17 protein-coding genes are annotated in these 17063 nt (G+C 72.4%); 6 read left to right on the plus strand and 11 right to left on the minus strand.

What is annotated here, in order from left to right:
• Nucleotide 1: 1 nt before the first annotated feature.
• From ACZYRU_RS08280 to ACZYRU_RS08290, 3 genes are read right to left on the minus strand one after another with little or no spacing between them, the layout of a single operon-like run.
• The gene (locus ACZYRU_RS08280; RefSeq protein WP_488956605.1) at nt 2-775 is read right to left on the minus strand and encodes an ABC transporter permease; all 774 of its coding nucleotides are present in this window, start codon (nt 773-775) and stop codon (nt 2-4) included.
• Nucleotides 772-1560 (minus strand): ABC transporter permease, encoded by a 789-nt coding sequence (locus ACZYRU_RS08285; RefSeq protein ID WP_488956606.1) that lies wholly within the window; start codon nt 1558-1560, stop codon nt 772-774. Before ACZYRU_RS08285 ends, ACZYRU_RS08280 begins: the two co-directional genes overlap by 4 nt.
• Before the next feature lie 12 nt (nt 1561-1572).
• Nucleotides 1573-2586: an ABC transporter substrate-binding protein gene (locus ACZYRU_RS08290; protein ID WP_488956607.1), complete on the minus strand. Its 1014-nt coding sequence runs from the start codon at nt 2584-2586 to the stop codon at nt 1573-1575.
• A gap of 235 nt (nt 2587-2821) precedes the next feature.
• Between ACZYRU_RS08290 and ACZYRU_RS08295 the strand changes: the two genes are divergently transcribed.
• The 3 genes from ACZYRU_RS08295 to ACZYRU_RS08305 are packed head-to-tail and all read left to right on the plus strand — an operon-like array spanning nt 2822 to nt 4394.
• Complete coding sequence (locus ACZYRU_RS08295; protein ID WP_488956608.1) at nt 2822-3727, plus strand: LysR family transcriptional regulator; 906 nt, start codon at nt 2822-2824, stop codon at nt 3725-3727.
• On the plus strand, nt 3724-4086 hold the full coding sequence (locus ACZYRU_RS08300) for a YidH family protein (protein WP_488956609.1): 363 nt from the start codon (nt 3724-3726) through the stop codon (nt 4084-4086). The genes ACZYRU_RS08295 and ACZYRU_RS08300 overlap by 4 nt, the downstream gene beginning before the upstream one ends.
• Nucleotides 4083-4394 carry a DUF202 domain-containing protein gene (locus tag ACZYRU_RS08305; protein ID WP_488956610.1) on the plus strand — a complete coding sequence of 104 codons (312 nt, stop codon included), beginning with the start codon at nt 4083-4085 and terminating at the stop codon, nt 4392-4394. The genes ACZYRU_RS08300 and ACZYRU_RS08305 overlap by 4 nt, the downstream gene beginning before the upstream one ends.
• A gap of 4 nt (nt 4395-4398) precedes the next feature.
• On the opposite strand, the gene ACZYRU_RS08310 is transcribed toward ACZYRU_RS08305, so the two are convergent.
• Nucleotides 4399-4638 (minus strand): hypothetical protein, encoded by a 240-nt coding sequence (locus ACZYRU_RS08310; RefSeq protein ID WP_488956611.1) that lies wholly within the window; start codon nt 4636-4638, stop codon nt 4399-4401.
• A gap of 94 nt (nt 4639-4732) precedes the next feature.
• Nucleotides 4733-5620 (minus strand): CPBP family intramembrane glutamic endopeptidase, encoded by an 888-nt coding sequence (locus ACZYRU_RS08315; protein WP_488956612.1) that lies wholly within the window; start codon nt 5618-5620, stop codon nt 4733-4735.
• Between the two features lie 121 nt (nt 5621-5741).
• On the opposite strand from ACZYRU_RS08315, the gene ACZYRU_RS08320 reads away from it, so the two are divergent.
• Together ACZYRU_RS08320 and ACZYRU_RS08325 are read left to right on the plus strand one after the other, a co-directional pair.
• Nucleotides 5742-7679, plus strand: coding sequence for a sensor histidine kinase (locus ACZYRU_RS08320; RefSeq protein ID WP_488956613.1), 1938 nt, complete (start codon nt 5742-5744; stop codon nt 7677-7679).
• Nucleotides 7676-8332, plus strand: coding sequence for a response regulator transcription factor (locus ACZYRU_RS08325; protein ID WP_488956614.1), 657 nt, complete (start codon nt 7676-7678; stop codon nt 8330-8332). The genes ACZYRU_RS08320 and ACZYRU_RS08325 overlap by 4 nt, the downstream gene beginning before the upstream one ends.
• Before the next feature lie 55 nt (nt 8333-8387).
• Here the strand turns inward: ACZYRU_RS08325 and ACZYRU_RS08330 are convergent, their stop codons facing one another.
• A complete protein-coding gene (locus ACZYRU_RS08330; RefSeq protein ID WP_488956615.1) occupies nt 8388-10016 on the minus strand; it encodes a GMC oxidoreductase in 1629 nt (542 codons plus the stop codon).
• 312 nt (nt 10017-10328) lie between these two features.
• Here ACZYRU_RS08330 and ACZYRU_RS08335 point away from each other — a divergent pair, with 312 nt between their 5' ends.
• Nucleotides 10329-11561 (plus strand): calcium-binding protein, encoded by a 1233-nt coding sequence (locus tag ACZYRU_RS08335; RefSeq protein ID WP_488956616.1) that lies wholly within the window; start codon nt 10329-10331, stop codon nt 11559-11561.
• Between the two features lie 30 nt (nt 11562-11591).
• On the opposite strand, the gene ACZYRU_RS08340 is transcribed toward ACZYRU_RS08335, so the two are convergent.
• The 5 genes from ACZYRU_RS08340 to ACZYRU_RS08360 are packed head-to-tail and all read right to left on the minus strand — an operon-like array spanning nt 11592 to nt 17006.
• A complete protein-coding gene (locus tag ACZYRU_RS08340; RefSeq protein ID WP_488956617.1) occupies nt 11592-12830 on the minus strand; it encodes an Nramp family divalent metal transporter in 1239 nt (412 codons plus the stop codon).
• A complete protein-coding gene (locus ACZYRU_RS08345) occupies nt 12827-13408 on the minus strand; it encodes an NADPH-dependent FMN reductase (protein ID WP_488956618.1) in 582 nt (193 codons plus the stop codon). Before ACZYRU_RS08345 ends, ACZYRU_RS08340 begins: the two co-directional genes overlap by 4 nt.
• A gap of 33 nt (nt 13409-13441) precedes the next feature.
• The gene (locus ACZYRU_RS08350) at nt 13442-14866 is read right to left on the minus strand and encodes a dihydroorotase (protein ID WP_488956619.1); all 1425 of its coding nucleotides are present in this window, start codon (nt 14864-14866) and stop codon (nt 13442-13444) included.
• 2 nt (nt 14867-14868) lie between these two features.
• Nucleotides 14869-15789 (minus strand): acetamidase/formamidase family protein, encoded by a 921-nt coding sequence (locus tag ACZYRU_RS08355; RefSeq protein ID WP_488956620.1) that lies wholly within the window; start codon nt 15787-15789, stop codon nt 14869-14871.
• The gene (locus ACZYRU_RS08360) at nt 15786-17006 is read right to left on the minus strand and encodes a pyridoxal phosphate-dependent aminotransferase (RefSeq protein WP_488956621.1); all 1221 of its coding nucleotides are present in this window, start codon (nt 17004-17006) and stop codon (nt 15786-15788) included. The genes ACZYRU_RS08355 and ACZYRU_RS08360 overlap by 4 nt, the downstream gene beginning before the upstream one ends.
• Nucleotides 17007-17063 lie beyond the last annotated feature (57 nt).

Consider the following 17063-nt stretch of genomic DNA (forward strand, 5'->3'; position numbering starts at 1 on the left):
CTCATTCTTTGGCCGCCTTTCGAGCGCCGTCGTACCAGTGCAGGACACGACCGCGGGCGAGGAGGAAGAGAAGGTTGACGAGGTAGCCCAGGAGACCGAGCAGCACGATGCCGGACCACATGTCCGTGACCGCGAAGCTCTGCTGGGCCAGCAGGGTGAGCGCGCCGATGCCCTCGGTCGAGCCGAGCATCTCGCTGGCGATCATCACCACGAACGCAACCTGGAGGCTGACCTGGAGGCCGGCGAAGATCTGCGGGCCGGCCGAGGGGAGCAGCACCTTCGTGACCCGCTGCCGGCGGCTCAGCTGGTAGGCGCGGGAGATGTCGAGCAGCACCGGGTCGGCGCTGCGCACGCCGTCCATGGTCGCGATGATCGTCGGGAAGACCGCCGCGGTGGCGATGATCGAGATCTTCATGCTCGGGCCGAAGCCGAGGAGCAGGATGAAGATCGGCACCAGGGCGACACCCGGGGTGGCCCGGACGAAGTGCATCAGCGGCTCGAACGCCTCGCGGAGCAGGCGGACCCGGGCCAGCACCATGCCGACGGCGATGCCGACGACGGAGGCGATGCCGAAGCCGACCGCCATGTTGCGCAGGCTCGGCAGCACGTCGCTGACGAATTGGTCGAAGAGCCACATCTCGCGGAACCGGGTGAGGATCTCCTGCAGCGGCGGGAAGAACGGCTCCGCGGCGCCGGCGGACCAGAGCCACCAGCCGGTCAGGACGACGATCGGCAGCCACAGCTCGAGGGCCACCAGCCACAGTCGGCGAGTCATGCCGTCACCTCCGATCGGACCGAGGAGTGCCAGAAAAGGGCGCGCCGCTCGACGGCGGCCAGGACGGAGTTGACGAGGACACCGAGCACGCCGAAGGTCACCACCAGCGCGTAGATGGCCGGGTAGTCGCCGGTCGTCTGGGCGAGGACCAGGTCCTTGCCGAGGCCCGGGGCGCCGCCGATGATCTCCGAGACCAGCGCGATGACGAGTGCGGCGCTCGCGCTGATCCGGACCCCCGTGGCCACGAAGGGCAGGGCCGTCGGCGCCACCAGGGTGCGGATCCGCTGCCAGCGGGTGAGCCGGAAGGAGCGTGCCGTCTCGGCCGCGACCGGGTCGACGTCGTGGACGCCGTGCGCGGTCTGGGTGATCAGCGGGAACACCCCGCCGAAGGCGACGAGGAAGATTCCCATGTCGCCGGTCGGGCCGAGCACCAGCACCAGCAGCGGGAGGATCACGATCGGTGGGATCGGCTTGAGGAACTCCACGAGGACGCGGGTGCTGCGGTAGGCCAGGTCGGACTGGCCGACCAGCATGCCCGCCGCGACGCCGAGGACGACCGAGATGACCAGGCCGATGGCCGCGACCCGGAAGGTCTCGCCGAGCGAGGACCAGAACAGCGGGTCGCCGGCGAAGTCGCGCAGCCGGCCGAGGATCTCGGGCACCGTCGCGAACGGCTTGTCGGCGAGCGGCCCGGTCACGGCCCACTGCCAGAGCAGGGCGGTCACCGCGATGCTGGCCGCGCCGACGGCGTAGCGCCGCACGGTGCCGGGGCGGAGGGTGGGCATCGTCGTCCTCCGTCAGCTGCCGAAGACGAGGGACGCGGCGTCGATGTCCTTCTTCAGGTAGCCGAGCTCCTTCATCCGCTCGATCACCGACTGGACGTCGGCCGGGTCCACCGTCGCGGGGAACGCCGGCTCCGAGCCCGCCTGCACCGTGGCCACGTCGGTCTTCAGCACGTCGGCGGCGGCCTTCTGGGCGTCGGCGATGTGCGCCTCGGCGTACTCGTTCGCCTGCTCGACCGCGGCCTGGAAGGACTTCACGATCTCCGGGTCCTGCTTCGCCAGGGACGCCGAGGTGACCCACATGCCGACCGCGCCGTCGTCGAAGAACGCGAGGCCGGGGGAGAGGACGAGCTTGCCGCCGGCGTCCTCGGCCTGGGAGAGGAACGGGACGACGAGGCCGGCGGCATCGACCCGACCGGACTTCAGCGAGCTGACCGCGCTGGGGAAGTCGAGGGTGATCCAGTCGATCTTCGCCGGGTCGCCGCCGTCGGCCTTGACCGCTGCCGCGATCGTCACCTCGAGCTGGGCGCCGCGGGCGGGGACCGAGACGGTCTTGCCCTCGAGGTCACGGGCCCGGGTGATGCCGGAGTCGGCCGCGGCCACGACCCCGCTGTCGTCGTGCTGGAGCGCGAGTGACGGGTCGGCCTCGACGGCGGCCTTGGTGCCCTCGTCGTAGCCGTCGGCGGCGCCGACGATCTCGAGCTGGATGCCGTTGGCGATGGCGTTCACGAACGGGATCGACGGGGTGTAGTTGAAGTCGACCTCGTCACCGGCGACGGCGGCGATGCCGCTGGGCGGGTTGGCGACCTGCTTGAGCTCGACGCGCAGGCCCTGCTTCTCGAAGAAGCCCTGGTCCATGCCGAGCTTGAGGGCGCCGACGGAGTAGATCGGGGTGTAGGCCACCGTGACGACCTTCAGCCCGTCCTCGGTCGTGCGCTCGTCGCCTCCGCTTCCGCCTCCGCAGCCGGTCAGGGCGAGGGCGAGTGCGGCGGCAGTGGCGGCGGCGAGCCCTGTGCGCAGGGTCTTCATGGGTCCTCCAGGATGGGGCGGGACGGCGGTCGGTGTATCCGAGGTCACACCAGCGTGCTGCCGTCCGGGCCGGAGGTCTAATGGAAACTTCGTACCCGAACGATAGGCGCTTCCTATGAGTTGTGCGGGCGCTGCGCTCGCCAGGCGGTCATTCGACCCGTCGTTCGCCTCGTTCTGCGCCGACGAGCGGTTCCTCTGATAGCCATCACCTATCTCTCGGCGTACGCTGGCGGTCATGGAACGTCGCCAGCTCGAGTACTTCGTCGCCGTCGTCGACCAGGGCGGCTTCGGGCGGGCCTCGGAGGCCGTCCACGTGACCCAGCCGTCGCTGTCGCAGGCGATCGCGGCGCTGGAGAAGGACCTCGGCGTCACCTTGTTCCACCGGCTCGGCCGCAAGGTCAAGCTGACCGCAGCCGGCGAGGCGCTGCTGGCGCCGGCCCGCCAGGTGCTGCGTGATCACGCGGTCGCGCGCGCTGCCGTGGCCAAGGTCCGCGGTGGGTACGACGGCACCCTCGACATCGCCTCCACGCCGACCGTGGCCGCGCATCCGCTGACCGCGCTGCTGGGTCGCTTCAGCCAGCTCTACCCCGGCATCAACGTGCGGATCACCGACTGCGACGTGCCCGGCGGTGCCGCGGCGATCGTCGGTGGCGGCCAGTGCGAGATCGGGGTGGTGCGACTGCCGTCGGCGACGACCGGGCTGCAGGCGATCCCCCTCGGCGAGCAGGAGTTCTTCCTGGTGCTTCCGCCCGACAGCCCCGACCCCGGCCCCGGTCCGGTGGAGCTCTCCGTGCTCGCCGAGCTCCCGCTCATCGCGACCCCGCCGGGCACCGCGTCGCGCAAGCGGCTCGACGACTCGCTCGCGATCGCCAACGTCACCGAGCCGAGGATCGTGGTCGAGACGATCTACCGCGCCACCATCCCCAAGCTCGTTGCGGCCGGCGTCGGCGCCTCGCTCCTCCCGCGCCACATGGCCCAGGAGGCCGCCGAGCTCGGCGCCAAGGTCGTCGGCACGACGCCCGCGGTCGCCCACGAGATCGGCATCGTGCGTCGCGAGGGCCCGCTGTCCCCGGCGGCGCGGGCGTTCATCGACCTCGCCCTCGAGATGGCGCCCTTCGGCGCCGAGGGGGAGCAGCTGTGACCACGCGCCGTCCGCGCAGCGTCTACGACCTCGGTGCCGAGCCGGACCCGCGGTTCACCTTCGCCAACGAGCGGACCTTCCTGGCCTGGATCCGCACTGCTCTCGCCCTGATGGCGGCCGGTGTCGCGCTGGACTCTCTGGCCAGTGCCCTGCCCGAGACCCCACGCCGGTGGGTCGCCGCAGGCCTGATCATCGCCGGTGTCGCGGGCTGCGGCCTGGCCTGGCTGAGGTGGATGGCCAACGAACGTGCGCTGCGTCAGGCGCGGCCGCTGCCCGGCCTGCCGCTCGGGATCGCGCTGGTGACGCTGGTCGCCGCGGGCGGCCTGGTGCTGGTCGCGCTGACGTTGGGGACGTCGTGACCGCCGCCGAGCAGGGCACGCAGACCGAGCGGACCCGGCTGGCGTGGTCGCGCAGTGTGCTGTCGCTGCTCGGCGTGTTGCTCGTCGAGGCCCGGGTGCTGCTCGCGGTCGACGGTGCGGCCGCGATCCTGGTGATCGCCGTCGGTGCCCTCGTCGCCGTCGCTGCGCTCGCCGGTGTGTCTCGTCGCCACCCGCGTCGCAGGCCCGGCGGCGACCTGCGCCGCGACCTCGACGGCCGGCTCCCCGCCGTGGCGGCCGCGCTCGGTGGGCTCGTGGGCCTGGGCTCGCTCGTCCTCGTCCTCGGGTGACCGCTCAGGCCGCGAGGCGGCGCGCCAGGACGCGAGTGCGGACCCGGTGCAGCCGGGGCACGACGACGTAGACCACGATCGGCACCGCGATCGAGGCGAGCACGAAGGTGCGCAGCACGACCGGCAGGTGCCCGAGCCAGCCGCCGAGCAGCAGGTTGAGCACGGTCAGCGTCGGGAAGACGGCCAGCCAGATCATCAGCGCGTTCTGGTGCCGCGACGGGGCGGGGACGGCGAGCTCGGACATGGTGCTCCTCGGGTCGACCGGCTGGAGGTGGCCGGGTCGGAGGAACACGGCAGGGGGGCCGGGATAGTCCCGGCCCCTCTGTGACGTGCGCCGCTCAGCCGTCCGTGCGCCACCACCGCGCGGTGGCGAGGACGGCGAGCAGGATGCCGGCCGCGGTCAGCAGGGCGCCTTCGCCGAGGTACCAGTCGGTGCGCGTGCCCTCGACCGTGAGCGGGTCTCCGACGAAGTAGATGGTCGCGTTCAGCCCGGCGTGCAGCACCAGGACCGGCCAGATGCTGCGGCTCTGCAGGCGCAGCCACACGAGAGGCCAGGCCAGCGCGGTGGTCTGGACGAGGAACATCGCGACGGCGTACCCGAGCGGGATGCCGTCGGGGACGGCGCCGGGGATGAACACCATGAGCGGCACGTGGGCCAGCCCCCACGCGATGCCGTACGTCGTCGCGACCGTGCCGCGTCCGGCGACCTCCGCCAGCCGCACGACCAGCCACGAGCTCCAGCCGAGCTGCTCGCCCAGCGCGAGCGCGATCCACGGCGCCAGTCCCGGCAGCAGGGCCACGACGACGGCGAGCGGTGCGGGCAAGCCGCCGAAGGAGTCCTCGAGGCCGGTGACCTCGAAGTCGGCGACATCGCTCAGCCAGGCCGGGAGGTAGGCCAGGACGGCGCCCAGCACCGGCACCACCCAGGCGACGGCGATCAGCCCGGGTCGGACCGGGCGGAAACCCCAGTCGGGACCGATCCGGCTGGTCAGCCAGGCCAGCAGCATCGAGAGGGTGGGGACGAAGGCCCCGCCGAACAGCGCCAGCTGGCCGGCGGCCGGCACGTCGTCCAGGTGCTCGATGTCGGCGCCGTTGGCTCGCGCCACCAGGACCAGGCCGATCGTCGCGACGACCTCGGTGGCGGCGAACGCCGCGAGCCCGCGGTGCAACCGCCGGGTGCGCTCGGGGCTGGTGGGAGGGGGAGCCGCGATGGGAGTGGTCGTCATGGCGCCACCCCACCGCCCGGACCGGTCCCGGCGCAGGAGGCAGCGGTCCCGTCGCGGTCACGTCCGAGGTCGGGACCCGTGTCCCTACCGGGGCCCCGGCACGCTCCGCGAGGATGGGCCGGTGCCCCGCCCCTCAGCCCTGCCTCTGGTCGTCTCCGCAACGGTCGTGGTCCTGCTGGTGTGTGGCGTGGCCCTGGCCTGGTCCGCCGGTGCCCCCGAGCCCGGGTACCTCGGCCTCGACGTCGCGGTCGGCCTGAGCTGTGCTGCGGTCGGAGGGCTGGTGCTGTCCCGGCTGCCGCGCCAGCCGATCGGCTGGCTGTTCTGCATCACCGCGCTGGGGCTGGCTGCCCAGGCCGCGGCGGGTGGGTACGCCGTCGCCGCGCACGCCGGCGGCTGGCCGCTCGAGGCGGCCGCCTTCTGGATCACCAACTGGGTCTTCGTCGTCGGCCTCGTGCCGGCACTTCTGGTGCTGCTCCTCCTGCCCGACGGCCGGCTGCCCTCGCCGGCCTGGCGGCCGGTCCTCGTCGGCGAGGTCCTCCTCGGCGTCGCGCTGGCGGTCGTCCTCATGCTTCGCGACGAGGCCTGGGCGTGGGGCGTGGTGGTCGACAACCCGGTCGGCCGGTTCCCGACCGACGACGTGGTGGGCCCTGCGTTCGGAGTGGTCATGGTCGCGGCGGTGGTCGTCGGCTCCGCTGCCCTGGTGAGCCGGCTGCGCGGCGAGCGCGGCGAGGCCGAGCGTCGGCAGATGTACCCGCCCCTCGGTGCGGGGCTCGCCATCGCCGTCGCGGTCGTCGTCGACACAGCACTGCCGACCGGGTCGGTCCTCGGGCTGTGGCTGGTCGGCCTGGCGTTGACGACGATGCCCGTGGCGGTGGCGTTCTCGGTGTTCCGGTACCGGCTGTTCGAGATCGAGGTCGTGGTCCGCCGTACCCTCGTGCACGTCGTGGCGTCCGCCGTCCTGCTCGGGGTCTACGTCGCCGTGGTGGCGGTCGTCGACGTGCCGATCCTGGGGGCCGCGGTGGTCGCGGTCGCGTTCGCTCCGGTGCGCGAGCAGGTGCAGCGGGCCCTCGCCCACCTGCTGTTCGGGGACCGCGGTGACCCGGGAGCGGCACTGTCGTTGCTCGGCCGCCGGCTCGAGGATGCGTCGGAGACCCCGCTCAAGGGCGCCGCGCACGTCGTCGCGACCACCCTGAGGCTGCCGGCGGCGGTGGTGCTCGACGGTGCCGGTCGCACCGTCTCCGCCCACGGCGACGTACCGGCGGACGACCTCACCGTGCCCCTCGTCGCGGCCGGTCGCACCGAGGGGGAGCTGCGCGTGGCGCGACGCTCGCCCGATGAACAGCTCTCCGCTGCCGATCGCACGGTGCTCGCGGAGCTGGCCCGCCCGCTCGCGTTGGCTCTCGCGACCGCCCGGCTCGACGAGGAGGTACGACGCTCGCGTGCGCTGGTCGTGTCCGCGCGGGAGGAGGAGCGGCGCCGGCTGCGCCGCGAGCTGCACGACGGGCTCGGTCCCGGGCTGGCGGCGGTCGGCATGGAGCTGGACCTGGCGATCGCGCTGGCCGGCGAGCGCGAGGACGTCGGCACCCGGGCGATGGCCCGGGCTCGCGGGCTCGCCGGGACCCTGATCGGCGACGTCCGCCGGATCGTGCACGAGCTGCGTCCGGCTGCCCTCGACGAGCTCGGCCTGGTGGGCGCGCTGGAGGACCTCGCACTGACCCCTGGAGCAGGGCCGCGGGTCCGGGTCGAGGCGACCGCGCTTCCGGAGCTCCCGGCCGCGGTCGAGGTGGCGGCGTACCGGATCGCCCAGGAGGCGCTGTCCAACGCGGTGCGGCACGCAGCCGCCGACGCGGTCACGATCGCGGTCGACGTGGACGGTGCGTGGCTGCGGGTGCAGGTGCGCGACCATGGCCGGGGGATGCCGGACCAGGTCGTCGAGGGCGTCGGCTCGGCCAGCATGCGCGAGCGCGCGGCGGAGGTGGGCGGCCGGTTCTGGCGCGGCGCGGCCCCCGGCGCCGGCACCCTGGTGCGGGCCGAGCTGCCCTGGAAGGAGGAGGCGTGAACGGACTTCGGGTCGTGCTGGTCGACGACCACCCGATGGTGCGCGAGGGGCTGCGTGCCGTGCTCGAGCACCTCGGCGGCGCCCAGGTCGTCGGCGAGGCCGGCGATGGCGAGGAGGCAGTGCGTGTCGTCGTCGACACCCGCCCGGACGTCGTCGTGATGGACCTGACCATGCCCGGGCTGTCGGGCATCGACGCGACCCGGCGCCTCGTCGACCACGATCCCGACCTCGGCGTGCTCGTGCTGACGATGAGCGAGGACGACGCCTCGGTGTTCGCTGCCCTGCGGGCCGGTGCCCGGGGCTACGTCCTCAAGGGGGCCTCCGGCACCGAGTTGCTCGCAGCCGTGGCCAGCGTGGCCCGCGGCGAGGCGGTGTACGGCGCTGCCGTCGCCGGCCGGATCCGCCGCTTCCTCACCGAAGGCCTCAAGGACGCTCCCGCCGAGCCGAGTCCCTTCCCCGAGCTGACCGCCCGGGAGCGGGAGATCCTCGACCTCCTGGCCGACGGCCTCGCCAACGCGGAGATCGCCCGCACGCTGTTCCTCAGCCCGAAGACCGTGCGGAACATCGTCAGTGCCATCTACGCCAAGCTCCAGGTCGCGGACCGGGCGCAGGCCGTCGTACGGGCTCGTCAAGCCGGCCTCGGGACCCCCTGACGCACTGTGGCCCCGCCGTCTGGGGGACAGCGGGGCCGACAGCGTGCCGGAGCGATCAGATGTCGTTGGCCAGGATGTTGTCGATGTTGCGCTCGGCCAGCGCGGTGATCGTGACGAACGGGTTGACCGTGGTGTTGCCGGGGATCAGCGAGCCGTCGATGACGTACAGGCCGTCGTACCCGTGCAGGCGGCCGTAGTTGTCGGTCGCCTTGTTGATCACGGCGCCGCCCAGCGGGTGGTAGGTCAGGCCGTCCTGCCAGATCTTGTAGCCGCCGAAGAGGTCGGTCCGGTAGATCGTCCCCTCCTTGCTGTTGATCTTGTCGAAGATCGTCTTGGCCATGTTGATCGAGTCCTGCTTCCAGGCCTTCTGCCAGGACAGGTCGACCTTGCCGGTGGAGGCGTTCCAGCTGAACTCCGCGCGGCGCGTGGTCCTGGTGATCGAGAGGTACAGCGACGCGTACGTCTCGATGCCGGTCGGCAGGGGAGCGACCTCCGCGAAGGCGCCGCCGGCGTCCCAGTTGTCGATGCCCGAGCACGGGATCGTCGACTGCAGGGTGCCGGTGTTGTCCCACATGTGGTTGGCGCGGCCGCACATGACGTTGCCGTTGTCGCCCCAGCCCTTGCCGACCTCGCCGTTGAGGTCGGGGAGCACGCCGGTCGCCTTGAGCTTCACCAGCAGCTTGCTGGTGCCGACGCTGCCGGCGGCGAAGAAGACCTTCGCGGCGGTGACGGTCTTGGTCGCGACGGTGTCGCCGTTGGTGTTGATCTGGTCGATCGTCACCGTGTAGCCGGTCCCGCCCGACACCGGTGCGACCGAGGTGACCTTGTGCAGCGGGGAGACGTTGACCCGCCCGGTGGCCAGGGCCTGGGCGAGGTAGGTCTGCACGAGCGACTTCTTGCCGTAGTCGTTGCCGTACATGACCTGGCCGTCGAGCGCGGACCGCGGGACGGTGCCGGCCTGCTCGGCCTTCATGTAGTTCCAGTCGTAGACGTCGGGCACGAAGGTCCACGCGAAGCCGGAGCGCTGGGCGTGCCAGCGGCCGACGCGGGCATAGCGGTAGCAGTCCGCGGTCTCGAACCAGGTCGGGTCGATCTGGCCGACGCCCAGGCCGGCGTTGGCCCGCGGGTAGTAGGTGGTGTACATCTCGGCGGCGTCGACCGACGGCAGGATCGAGCTGAACCGCGACTGCTTCGGCGTCACCGCCATGCCGCCGTTGACCAGCGAGCCGCCGCCCACGCCGCGGCCCTGGTAGACCGTGATGCCGGCGAAGTCCTCGGCGTCGAGAACCCCCGTGTAGCAAGGGATGTCGGAGTCGATCGGGAAGCCGAAGAAGTTGCTGACCGGCGCCTTCGTCTTCGTGCGCAGCCAGTAGGCGCGCTTGTCGGGCGAGGTGACCTTGGGGAAGATCTTGCCGTCCGAGCCGGGGGTGTCCCACTTCATGCCCATCTCGATCATCTCGACGGGTACGCCGGCCTGCGCGAGCCGGAGCGCGGCGACGGCGCCGCCGTACCCGGTGCCGATCACGAGCGCCGGGACCTGCGCGCCGTCGCCGATGGCGGCTCCGGCGGCGGGACTCGTCATCGCCGGCAGGCCGATCGACGCGGCGCCGACGGCGGCTCCGGTGGTCGCCAGGAATCCGCGACGGGTGAACCTGGACGACGCGGAACGGGGGCTTTCGGACATGTGACCTCCATCACGATGGGCAAGAATCAGAACGTGTTCTATCGGTTGTGGTGAGGGTTCGTCACTACTTACTGGCAAGTAACCTGACGCGGGTTCCGATATTCGCTCGGCCCCCCAGCTCTCTGGGGCGTGAAGTACCCCGCGCTGCGGGATGGCCGGTGCGGGTCTGCGGCCACGACGCTGGAGCCGACCCCCACGCTTCCCCCACACCTGCCGGCTGTGGCTGTCGGCCTCCGGCCGGGCGCACCAGCATCGAGGGCGTTGCCGCGTCCCCACGTCGGCACGACGTCCGACCACGAAACCGAGGAGCCCATGGAACACCCCACCGGCCGACGCCTGCGCGTCGGCGCCCTGACCGGCCTGCTGACGATCGCGGCGGCACTCGCCGTACCCATCTCATCTGCCGACGCGGCCGCGAAGCCACGGTGCGGCGGCTTGCGCGCGACCATCGTCGGCACCGCCGGGGACGACGTGCTGCGCGGCACCCGCGGCAAGGACGTCATCGTCGGCCGCGACGGCAACGACCGGATCGAGGGCCGCGGCGGCGCGGACGTCGTCTGCGCGGGCGCGGGCAACGACCGGGTCACGGTGAAGGGCCGCCGCAGCCGGGTGCGAGGCGGCCCCGGTGAGGACCGGCTGAGGGCCGATGGTCCCCAGGCGGTGCTGTACGGCGAGCAGGGCGACGACGTCCTGACCGCCGGTGCCGGCGGGGTCGCCCTGATCGGAGGCGACGGTGACGACCAGATCACCGGTGCCGATGCTCCCGGCCGGCAGGACGGCGGGCCGGGCAACGACCTGATCCTCCTCGGCAACGGGAACGACGTCGCGGTGCACGGCGGTCCCGGCAGCGACCGCATCTTCGGTGGGGGCGGGAATGACCGGCTCGACGGTGACGACGACGTCGACGAGTGCCACGGCGGTGCCGGCACCGACACCTGCCACGGTGGCGCGCCGGGGGGTCCGGAGAACACAGCCGACGATCCGGACTTCTGCGCACCGGACGCCGAGGTGCACATCTCCTGCCGGATCCCCGCCGTGCCGGAGCGCTGGAAGCTGGCCATCGAGGGCACGTCCAACTACACCAACGGCACCAACTACAACACCGAGATCTCGTGGGTCGTGACGGCCTACGTCGAGCAGTACTTCAAGCAGGACGGCAGGACCTGGTACCTCACCGCCGCCTCCGGCCTCTCCGGGAGCTGGACCGGCACGGGCCAGAACAGCGAGTGCACCATCGAGGGATCCGGCGACCTGGCGGACGGCGACCTGTCGGTCACCATGGCGCTCGACGAGCTCTCGGGGACCTACGACCTCCAGTGGAGCGGCCCGGCGGCCCGGACGCCCGGTTCGATCAGCTGCCCGTGGGGGACGACGAGCTATCCGATGACCAACAGGGCCGCCGACACCGCGAAGTACCAGACCTGGGACCCCGACGATCCGACGCACCCGCTCACCGGCAGCCGTACCGTCACGCCCGACGGCCCGGACGGCGGTCTCGTGGTGAGCTACACCTGGCGCCTCGAGCCGGCCACGGATCCGAGCTGATCCCCAGCTGGACCGCGCAGGGGCCCGTCCTCAGCCGGCGAAGGTCAGCCAGAGCAGCACGCCGTTGAGCAGCGAGATCACGACGGCCGTGACGGTCGCGGCGACGGTGGTCACCCGCGCGTTGACGAAGCGACCCATCAGCGCGCGGTCGCGGGTGAACCGGACGAGCGGGAAGAGTGCGAACGGGATGCCGAAGCTCAGCACCACCTGCGACAGCACCAGAGCCCGCGTCGGGTCGACGCCGAGGGCGAGCACCGCGACCGCCGGAGCCAGCGTCAGCAGCCGGCGGAGGGGGAGCGCGATCCGGCGTCGCAGGAAGCCCTCGAGGATCACCGTGCCGGCGTAGGTCCCGACGGAGGAGGACGCGAAGCCGGACGCCAGCAGGGCCAGCGCGAACAGGATCGCCACCGCCGAGCCGATCTCGGTCCCGATCGAGGTGAAGGCGCCCTCGATGCTCTCGACGCCGAGGCCGTGCAGCGCCGCCGCGGCGACCAGCACCATCGACAGGTTGACGACTCCGGCGATGCCCATGGCGATGAGCACGTCGGCCCGCGTCGTGCGGAGCAGCCGGGCCCGGGTGGCGTCGTCCTTGGACGCGGGGTCGAAGCGGTGCAGCACGAGCGCGGAGTGCAGGTAGATCGCGTGCGGCATCACGGTCGCGCCGAGCATGCCGGTCGCGAGCAGCAGGCTCTCGGTGCCGTCGAAGCGCGGCACCAGACCACCGGCGGTCGCCGAGGGCGACGGTCCCGCGGCGACCGCCGACCACAGGAAGCCGAGCACGATCACCGCCAGCAGGCCGATCACCACCCGCTCGTAGCGGTGCTGGGTCGCGGGCTTCTGCAGCACCAGCAGGGCCATGCTCACCACGCCGGTGATCACGCCGCCGACGAGCAGGGGCACGTCGAAGAGCAGGTGGAGCGCCAGCGCGCCACCGAGCACCTCGGCCAGGTCGGTCGCCAGCGCGACGGCCTCGGCCTGGAGCCACAGCAGGAGCGAGGTGCGCCGCGAGTAGTGCTCGCGGCACAGCTCGGGGAGCGAGCGGCCGGTGGCGATGCCGACCTTCGCCGAGAGGTACTGCACGAGCATCGCCAGTGCGTTGGCGCACACGACGACCCACACCAGCAGGTAGCCGTAGGTGCTGCCTGCGGCGGTGTTGGTGGCGACGTTGCCCGGGTCGACGTACGCGATGCCGGCGACGAAGGCGGGCCCGAGCAGGAGCGGGCTGCGCGTGGCCCGGACCCGACGTCGGCCGATCACCTCGGCGGTCATCCGTGCGCTCCCCGGACCAGTCGACGGGCGGGCGGGCACTCCGCGCCCACCGCGGTGACGACCTGCTCGGCGACCAGCGCCAGGTCGGAGGAGTGCTGGTCGACCGGGTCGCCGGGCAGCCCGGTCGGTGCTGTGTTCACGACGCAGCCGTACGGCGTCGGCCAACCCCGCAGCGAGTGCGTGATCGCTCGCAGCCCGGCGAGGTTGTGGACCGCGCCCTGCCAGCCGCTCGCGACCGAGATCAGCCCGACCGGCCGGTCGCTGAGGTACGCCCGGTCGTCGCGGGCGAGGTCCTCGACGTAGTCGAGGGTGTTCTTGAGCAGGCCCGAGGGACTGCCGTGGTAGGCCGCGCTGGAGATGATCACGCCGTCCGCGATCCGCAGGGCGTCGACCAGCTCGCGGGCGGTCGGCGGGCGTTCGGCGGAGACGGGGTCGTACATGGGCAGGGTGCGCATCCGCTCGCCCGTGAACGCCTCGGTCCAGGCGCCGAGCCGGCGCGCGGCCTCGAGCGCGCTGTGCAGCGCCCGCTCGCTGGACGACGAGGGGCTGAGCGTGCCGCCGATTCCGACGATGTACATGGGATCTCCTCTCGGGGCGTGGAACTACCGGGACTACAGGGCGGGGCGGGCGAGCACGTCGGCGCCGAGCGCCCGCTTGAGCAGCCGGCCGTCGGGCCGCTCGTCGGTGAGCCTGCCGTCCGCGACCAGGACCCGGCCACGGACCATGGTGAGCACCGGCCAGGCGGAGGCCTGGTAGCCCTCCCAGGGCGTGTAGTCGGCCTCGTGCAGCTCGCTCGCGGTGATCACGTGCGGCGCGGACACGTCGAGCAGGACCAGGTCGGCGTCGCTGCCGATCGCGATCTCGCCCTTCTGCGGGTAGGCGCCCATGACCTTGGCGGCGTTGCGCGAGGTGAGGTCGACGAAGCGCTCCAGCGGCAGGCCCCGCCGGGTGACCGCCTCCGTGTAGGACACCGCCATCCGCACCTCGACGCCGACGTGGCCGCCGACCGCGTCGACGATGGTCTTGCCGGTGGTCTTCACGTCGAGGTCGACGCAGACCGAGTCGGTGGCGATCGTCGACAGCGTCCCGTCGGCCAGCGCCGACCACATCGCGTCCCGGTCGTCGGGCGCCTTGAGCGAGGGGTAGGTGTGGTAGATCGCGCCGTTGTGCTGGGCGTAGACCTCGTCGGAGTACGACGCGTAGTGCGGCAGGCACTCGCCGTACACCGGCTGTCCGGCGCCGCGCGCCTTGCGGATCTCCTCGACGCCGACCCCGGCGCTCACGTGCATGATGTAGATCGGGGCACCGACGTGGCCGGCCAGCGAGATCACCCGCTGGAAGGACAGCAGCTCGGAGAGCTGGTTGTGCGCCTCGGACATGTGCCGCAGCGCGGTGCGGCCCTCGTGCTCGAGCCGCTTGTAGGCGTACATGACGATGTCGTCGTCCTCGGCGTGCACGCAGAGCATCGCGTTCGCGGCGGCGGTGCGCTCCATCAGGCCCCAGATGTGCCCGACGTCGGTCTTCTGCCACTTGCGGCCCGGTGTCGTGTTGGTCATCCAGACCTTCCACGTGGCGTGGCCGTCGGCCACTGCGTCGCCGACCTGGTCGAGCACGTCGAACGGGATCTCGGGCTCGCGGAAGGTGCCGTGGAAGCCGTAGTCGACGTACGAGCGGCCCTTCCAGTCCTCGTCCTTGCGGGCGAAGGAGTCGGCCAGGTCGTCGCCGGGGTGCCAGTGCGCGAAGTCGAGCATGGTGGTCGTGCCGCCGAACGCCGCGGCGACGCTGACGCGGTCGGGTCCGTAGCTGCGGATCCCCTCGCCGAGGGTCGGCATGGGGGAGCTGGTGTGGACGTGGGGGTCCACGCCGCCCGGCACGACGACCCGGTCGGTCGCGTCCACCACGCGCTCGGCGACGAGCGGGTCGGCGGCGTCGCTCGCGCGCAACGCGACGATGACGCCGTCCTTGATGCCGATGTCGAGCCGGCGGGCTCCGGACTGCATCGCGACGAGGCCGCCGCGCACCACGGTGTCGAGCATGGTCACTCCTTCTCGGGGGAGGGGCTGGTCGGGGGGAGGGTGATCGCCAGGAACGCCGTCGGGAGCGAGGCCCGCGCCGACTTCCGGGCGTTGACGACCTGGCAGACGGCGACGTCGGCCGCTGCGCTGAGGAACATGGCGGCGCGCTCGCGGCTCCAGCCGCGCTCGGCGCGCACCAGCGTCAGCAGGTCGTCGAGCGCGACCCGGACCGCCTCGTCGAGGTCGTCGCCGTCGCCGATCGCGACGGTGTGCTCACGGGTCACGACCAGCGGCCGGGGGAGCGGCCAGTCGCGCACGACCCGGCAGGTCGCCACGACGGCACCCTCGACCTCGACGCCGGTCAGGCAGGCCTCGCCGTCGCCCTGGCGGGCGTGCAGGTCGCCGACGTAGAGCAGCGCGCCGTCGGCGTGGACGGGCAGGTACAGGGTCGTCCCGGGACCGATCTCCGTGCAGTCCATGTTGCCGCCGTGGGGGCCGACCGTGCTGCAGTGCGGGGCGTCCGGCGTCGCGACGCCGATCTTGCCGACCATCGGCCGCACCGGCAGCCGCACGTCGTCGAAGAGCACGTGGTCGTCGACGATCGGGAGCAGCAGGCCCGCCGGTTCGAGGGCCTCGCTGAACCCGCCACGGCCGGCGAGGGTGACCATCGCGCCGTGCTCGGCGATCTCGACGTCGTGGATGTCGACGCGCAGCACGTCGCCCACCCGGGCGCCGCGGACCGCGATCGGCCCGGTGACCGGGATGTCCATGTGGGAGTGGTCGGCGATCGCGGCGAACACGTCGGGGTCGCGGTGGTCGACGTGGGTGAGGATGCTGCGGGTCGCCACGCGCACGCTCGCCCCGTCGTCGATCGTCAGCACGGGTGCGCGGCCGGCGTCCATGGTGCTCGAGACCTGCTCGGCGCCGAGGTCGAGGACGCTCATGCGAGCGTCGTCAGCGTGGTCAGCGCGGCGACGACCCGGTCCAGCACCGCCGGCAGCACCGCGGGGTCCTGGGCGAAGCACAGCCGGAACCCGCCCTCGCCGCTCGGCCCGAAGCACAGCCCCGGGTAGACCAGCACGCCCGCGTCGGCGACCAGCGCCTCGGCGACCTCGAAGTCGTCGAGGCCGTGGCCGTGCAACCGGGGGAAGACGTACGCCGTGCCGGCCGGCGAGGCGAGCTCGAGCCCGGGCACCTCGCGCAAGCGCTTCACCGTCAGGTCGCGCAGCTCGCGCAGCACGTCGACCCGCTCGCCGATGAACGCGTCGTCGGGGCCGAGCCAGTCCAGCAGCGCGTGCTGGGCGTACGACGACGCGCGCAGCGCGCTCACCTCGAGCACCTCGGGCACGACCGCGAGCACCTCCGCCGGGGCGACGACGCAGCCGACGCGGAAGCCCGACATCGACTCGGTCTTCGAGGTGCCCAGGGTGGTGATGCAGTGCTCCCGCATGCCCGGGTACGACGCGAGGTGGGTGAACGCGTCGTCGTACACGAGCCGGGAGTAGAGCTCGTCGACGAGGACCCAGGCGTCGTACTGCACGGCGAGGCGGGCGACCTCGGCGAGGAAGGCGGCGCCGTACGCCGTGCCGGTGGGGTTGCACGGGTTGGAGAAGAGGAGCAGCTTCGCGCCGGCACGGAAGCCGGCCTCGATGTCGGCCACGCTCATCTCCAGCGCGCCGTCGACGCCGACCGGGCGGGCGGGGAGGTGGACGACGTCGGCGCCGAAGAAGCGAAGCGTCTTCTCCAGGGTCATGTAGTCGGGGTCGGCGACCAGGACCTTGTCGTCGCGGTCGACGAGTACCGAGAGGATCGCGAAGAGCGCGTTCTGGGTGCCAGCCGTGATCGCCAGCTCGGTGGTCGCGTCGACCTCGGTGCCGAGGTAGCCGGCCACGCGGGGCGCGAGCTCGGCGCGCACGGTGGTGTCCCCGAGGAAGTCGGCGAAGGGCGTCACGCCGGCCGCGAGCGCGTCGGCGTACCGCGGGCCGGCGGTCGGCGGCGGTGGAAACGCCGTGGTGTCGGCGTGGGTGAGGGAGAGCAGTCCCTCGCGGGCGCCCGCACGGTCGAAGAGACGCCGCTCGGCTGCGAGCATCGGGCGCCCGAGCTGGGCGTCGCGCACCACCATCGCGAGCTGGTCGATCCGGTCGGCGAACGGCTGGGGCATGGACTCTCTCCTGTACGGGCGACAATGCGAACGTCTTCATTATCTTGATGTCATGAA

It is taken from the genome of Nocardioides sp. F233 (assembly GCF_057813895.1).

Bases quoted from the DNA above. Each gene is read 5' to 3' on its own strand.
- ACZYRU_RS08315 (WP_488956612.1), bottom strand. From the start codon at position 5,620: ATGACGACCACTCCCATCGCGGCTCCCCCTCCCACCAGCCCCGAGCGC.
- ACZYRU_RS08350 (WP_488956619.1), bottom strand. From the start codon at position 14,866: ATGCTCGACACCGTGGTGCGCGGCGGCCTCGTCGCGATGCAGTCCGGA.
- ACZYRU_RS08285 (WP_488956606.1), bottom strand. From the start codon at position 1,560: ATGCCCACCCTCCGCCCCGGCACCGTGCGGCGCTACGCCGTCGGCGCG.
- ACZYRU_RS08345 (WP_488956618.1), bottom strand. From the start codon at position 13,408: ATGTACATCGTCGGAATCGGCGGCACGCTCAGCCCCTCGTCGTCCAGC.
- ACZYRU_RS08355 (WP_488956620.1), bottom strand. From the start codon at position 15,789: ATGAGCGTCCTCGACCTCGGCGCCGAGCAGGTCTCGAGCACCATGGAC.
- ACZYRU_RS08330 (WP_488956615.1), bottom strand. From the start codon at position 10,016: ATGTCCGAAAGCCCCCGTTCCGCGTCGTCCAGGTTCACCCGTCGCGGA.
- ACZYRU_RS08310 (WP_488956611.1), bottom strand. From the start codon at position 4,638: ATGTCCGAGCTCGCCGTCCCCGCCCCGTCGCGGCACCAGAACGCGCTG.
- ACZYRU_RS08340 (WP_488956617.1), bottom strand. From the start codon at position 12,830: ATGACCGCCGAGGTGATCGGCCGACGTCGGGTCCGGGCCACGCGCAGC.
- ACZYRU_RS08290 (WP_488956607.1), bottom strand. From the start codon at position 2,586: ATGAAGACCCTGCGCACAGGGCTCGCCGCCGCCACTGCCGCCGCACTC.
- ACZYRU_RS08335 (WP_488956616.1), top strand. From the start codon at position 10,329: ATGGAACACCCCACCGGCCGACGCCTGCGCGTCGGCGCCCTGACCGGC.
- ACZYRU_RS08360 (WP_488956621.1), bottom strand. From the start codon at position 17,006: ATGCCCCAGCCGTTCGCCGACCGGATCGACCAGCTCGCGATGGTGGTG.
- ACZYRU_RS08295 (WP_488956608.1), top strand. From the start codon at position 2,822: ATGGAACGTCGCCAGCTCGAGTACTTCGTCGCCGTCGTCGACCAGGGC.
- ACZYRU_RS08280 (WP_488956605.1), bottom strand. From the start codon at position 775: ATGACTCGCCGACTGTGGCTGGTGGCCCTCGAGCTGTGGCTGCCGATC.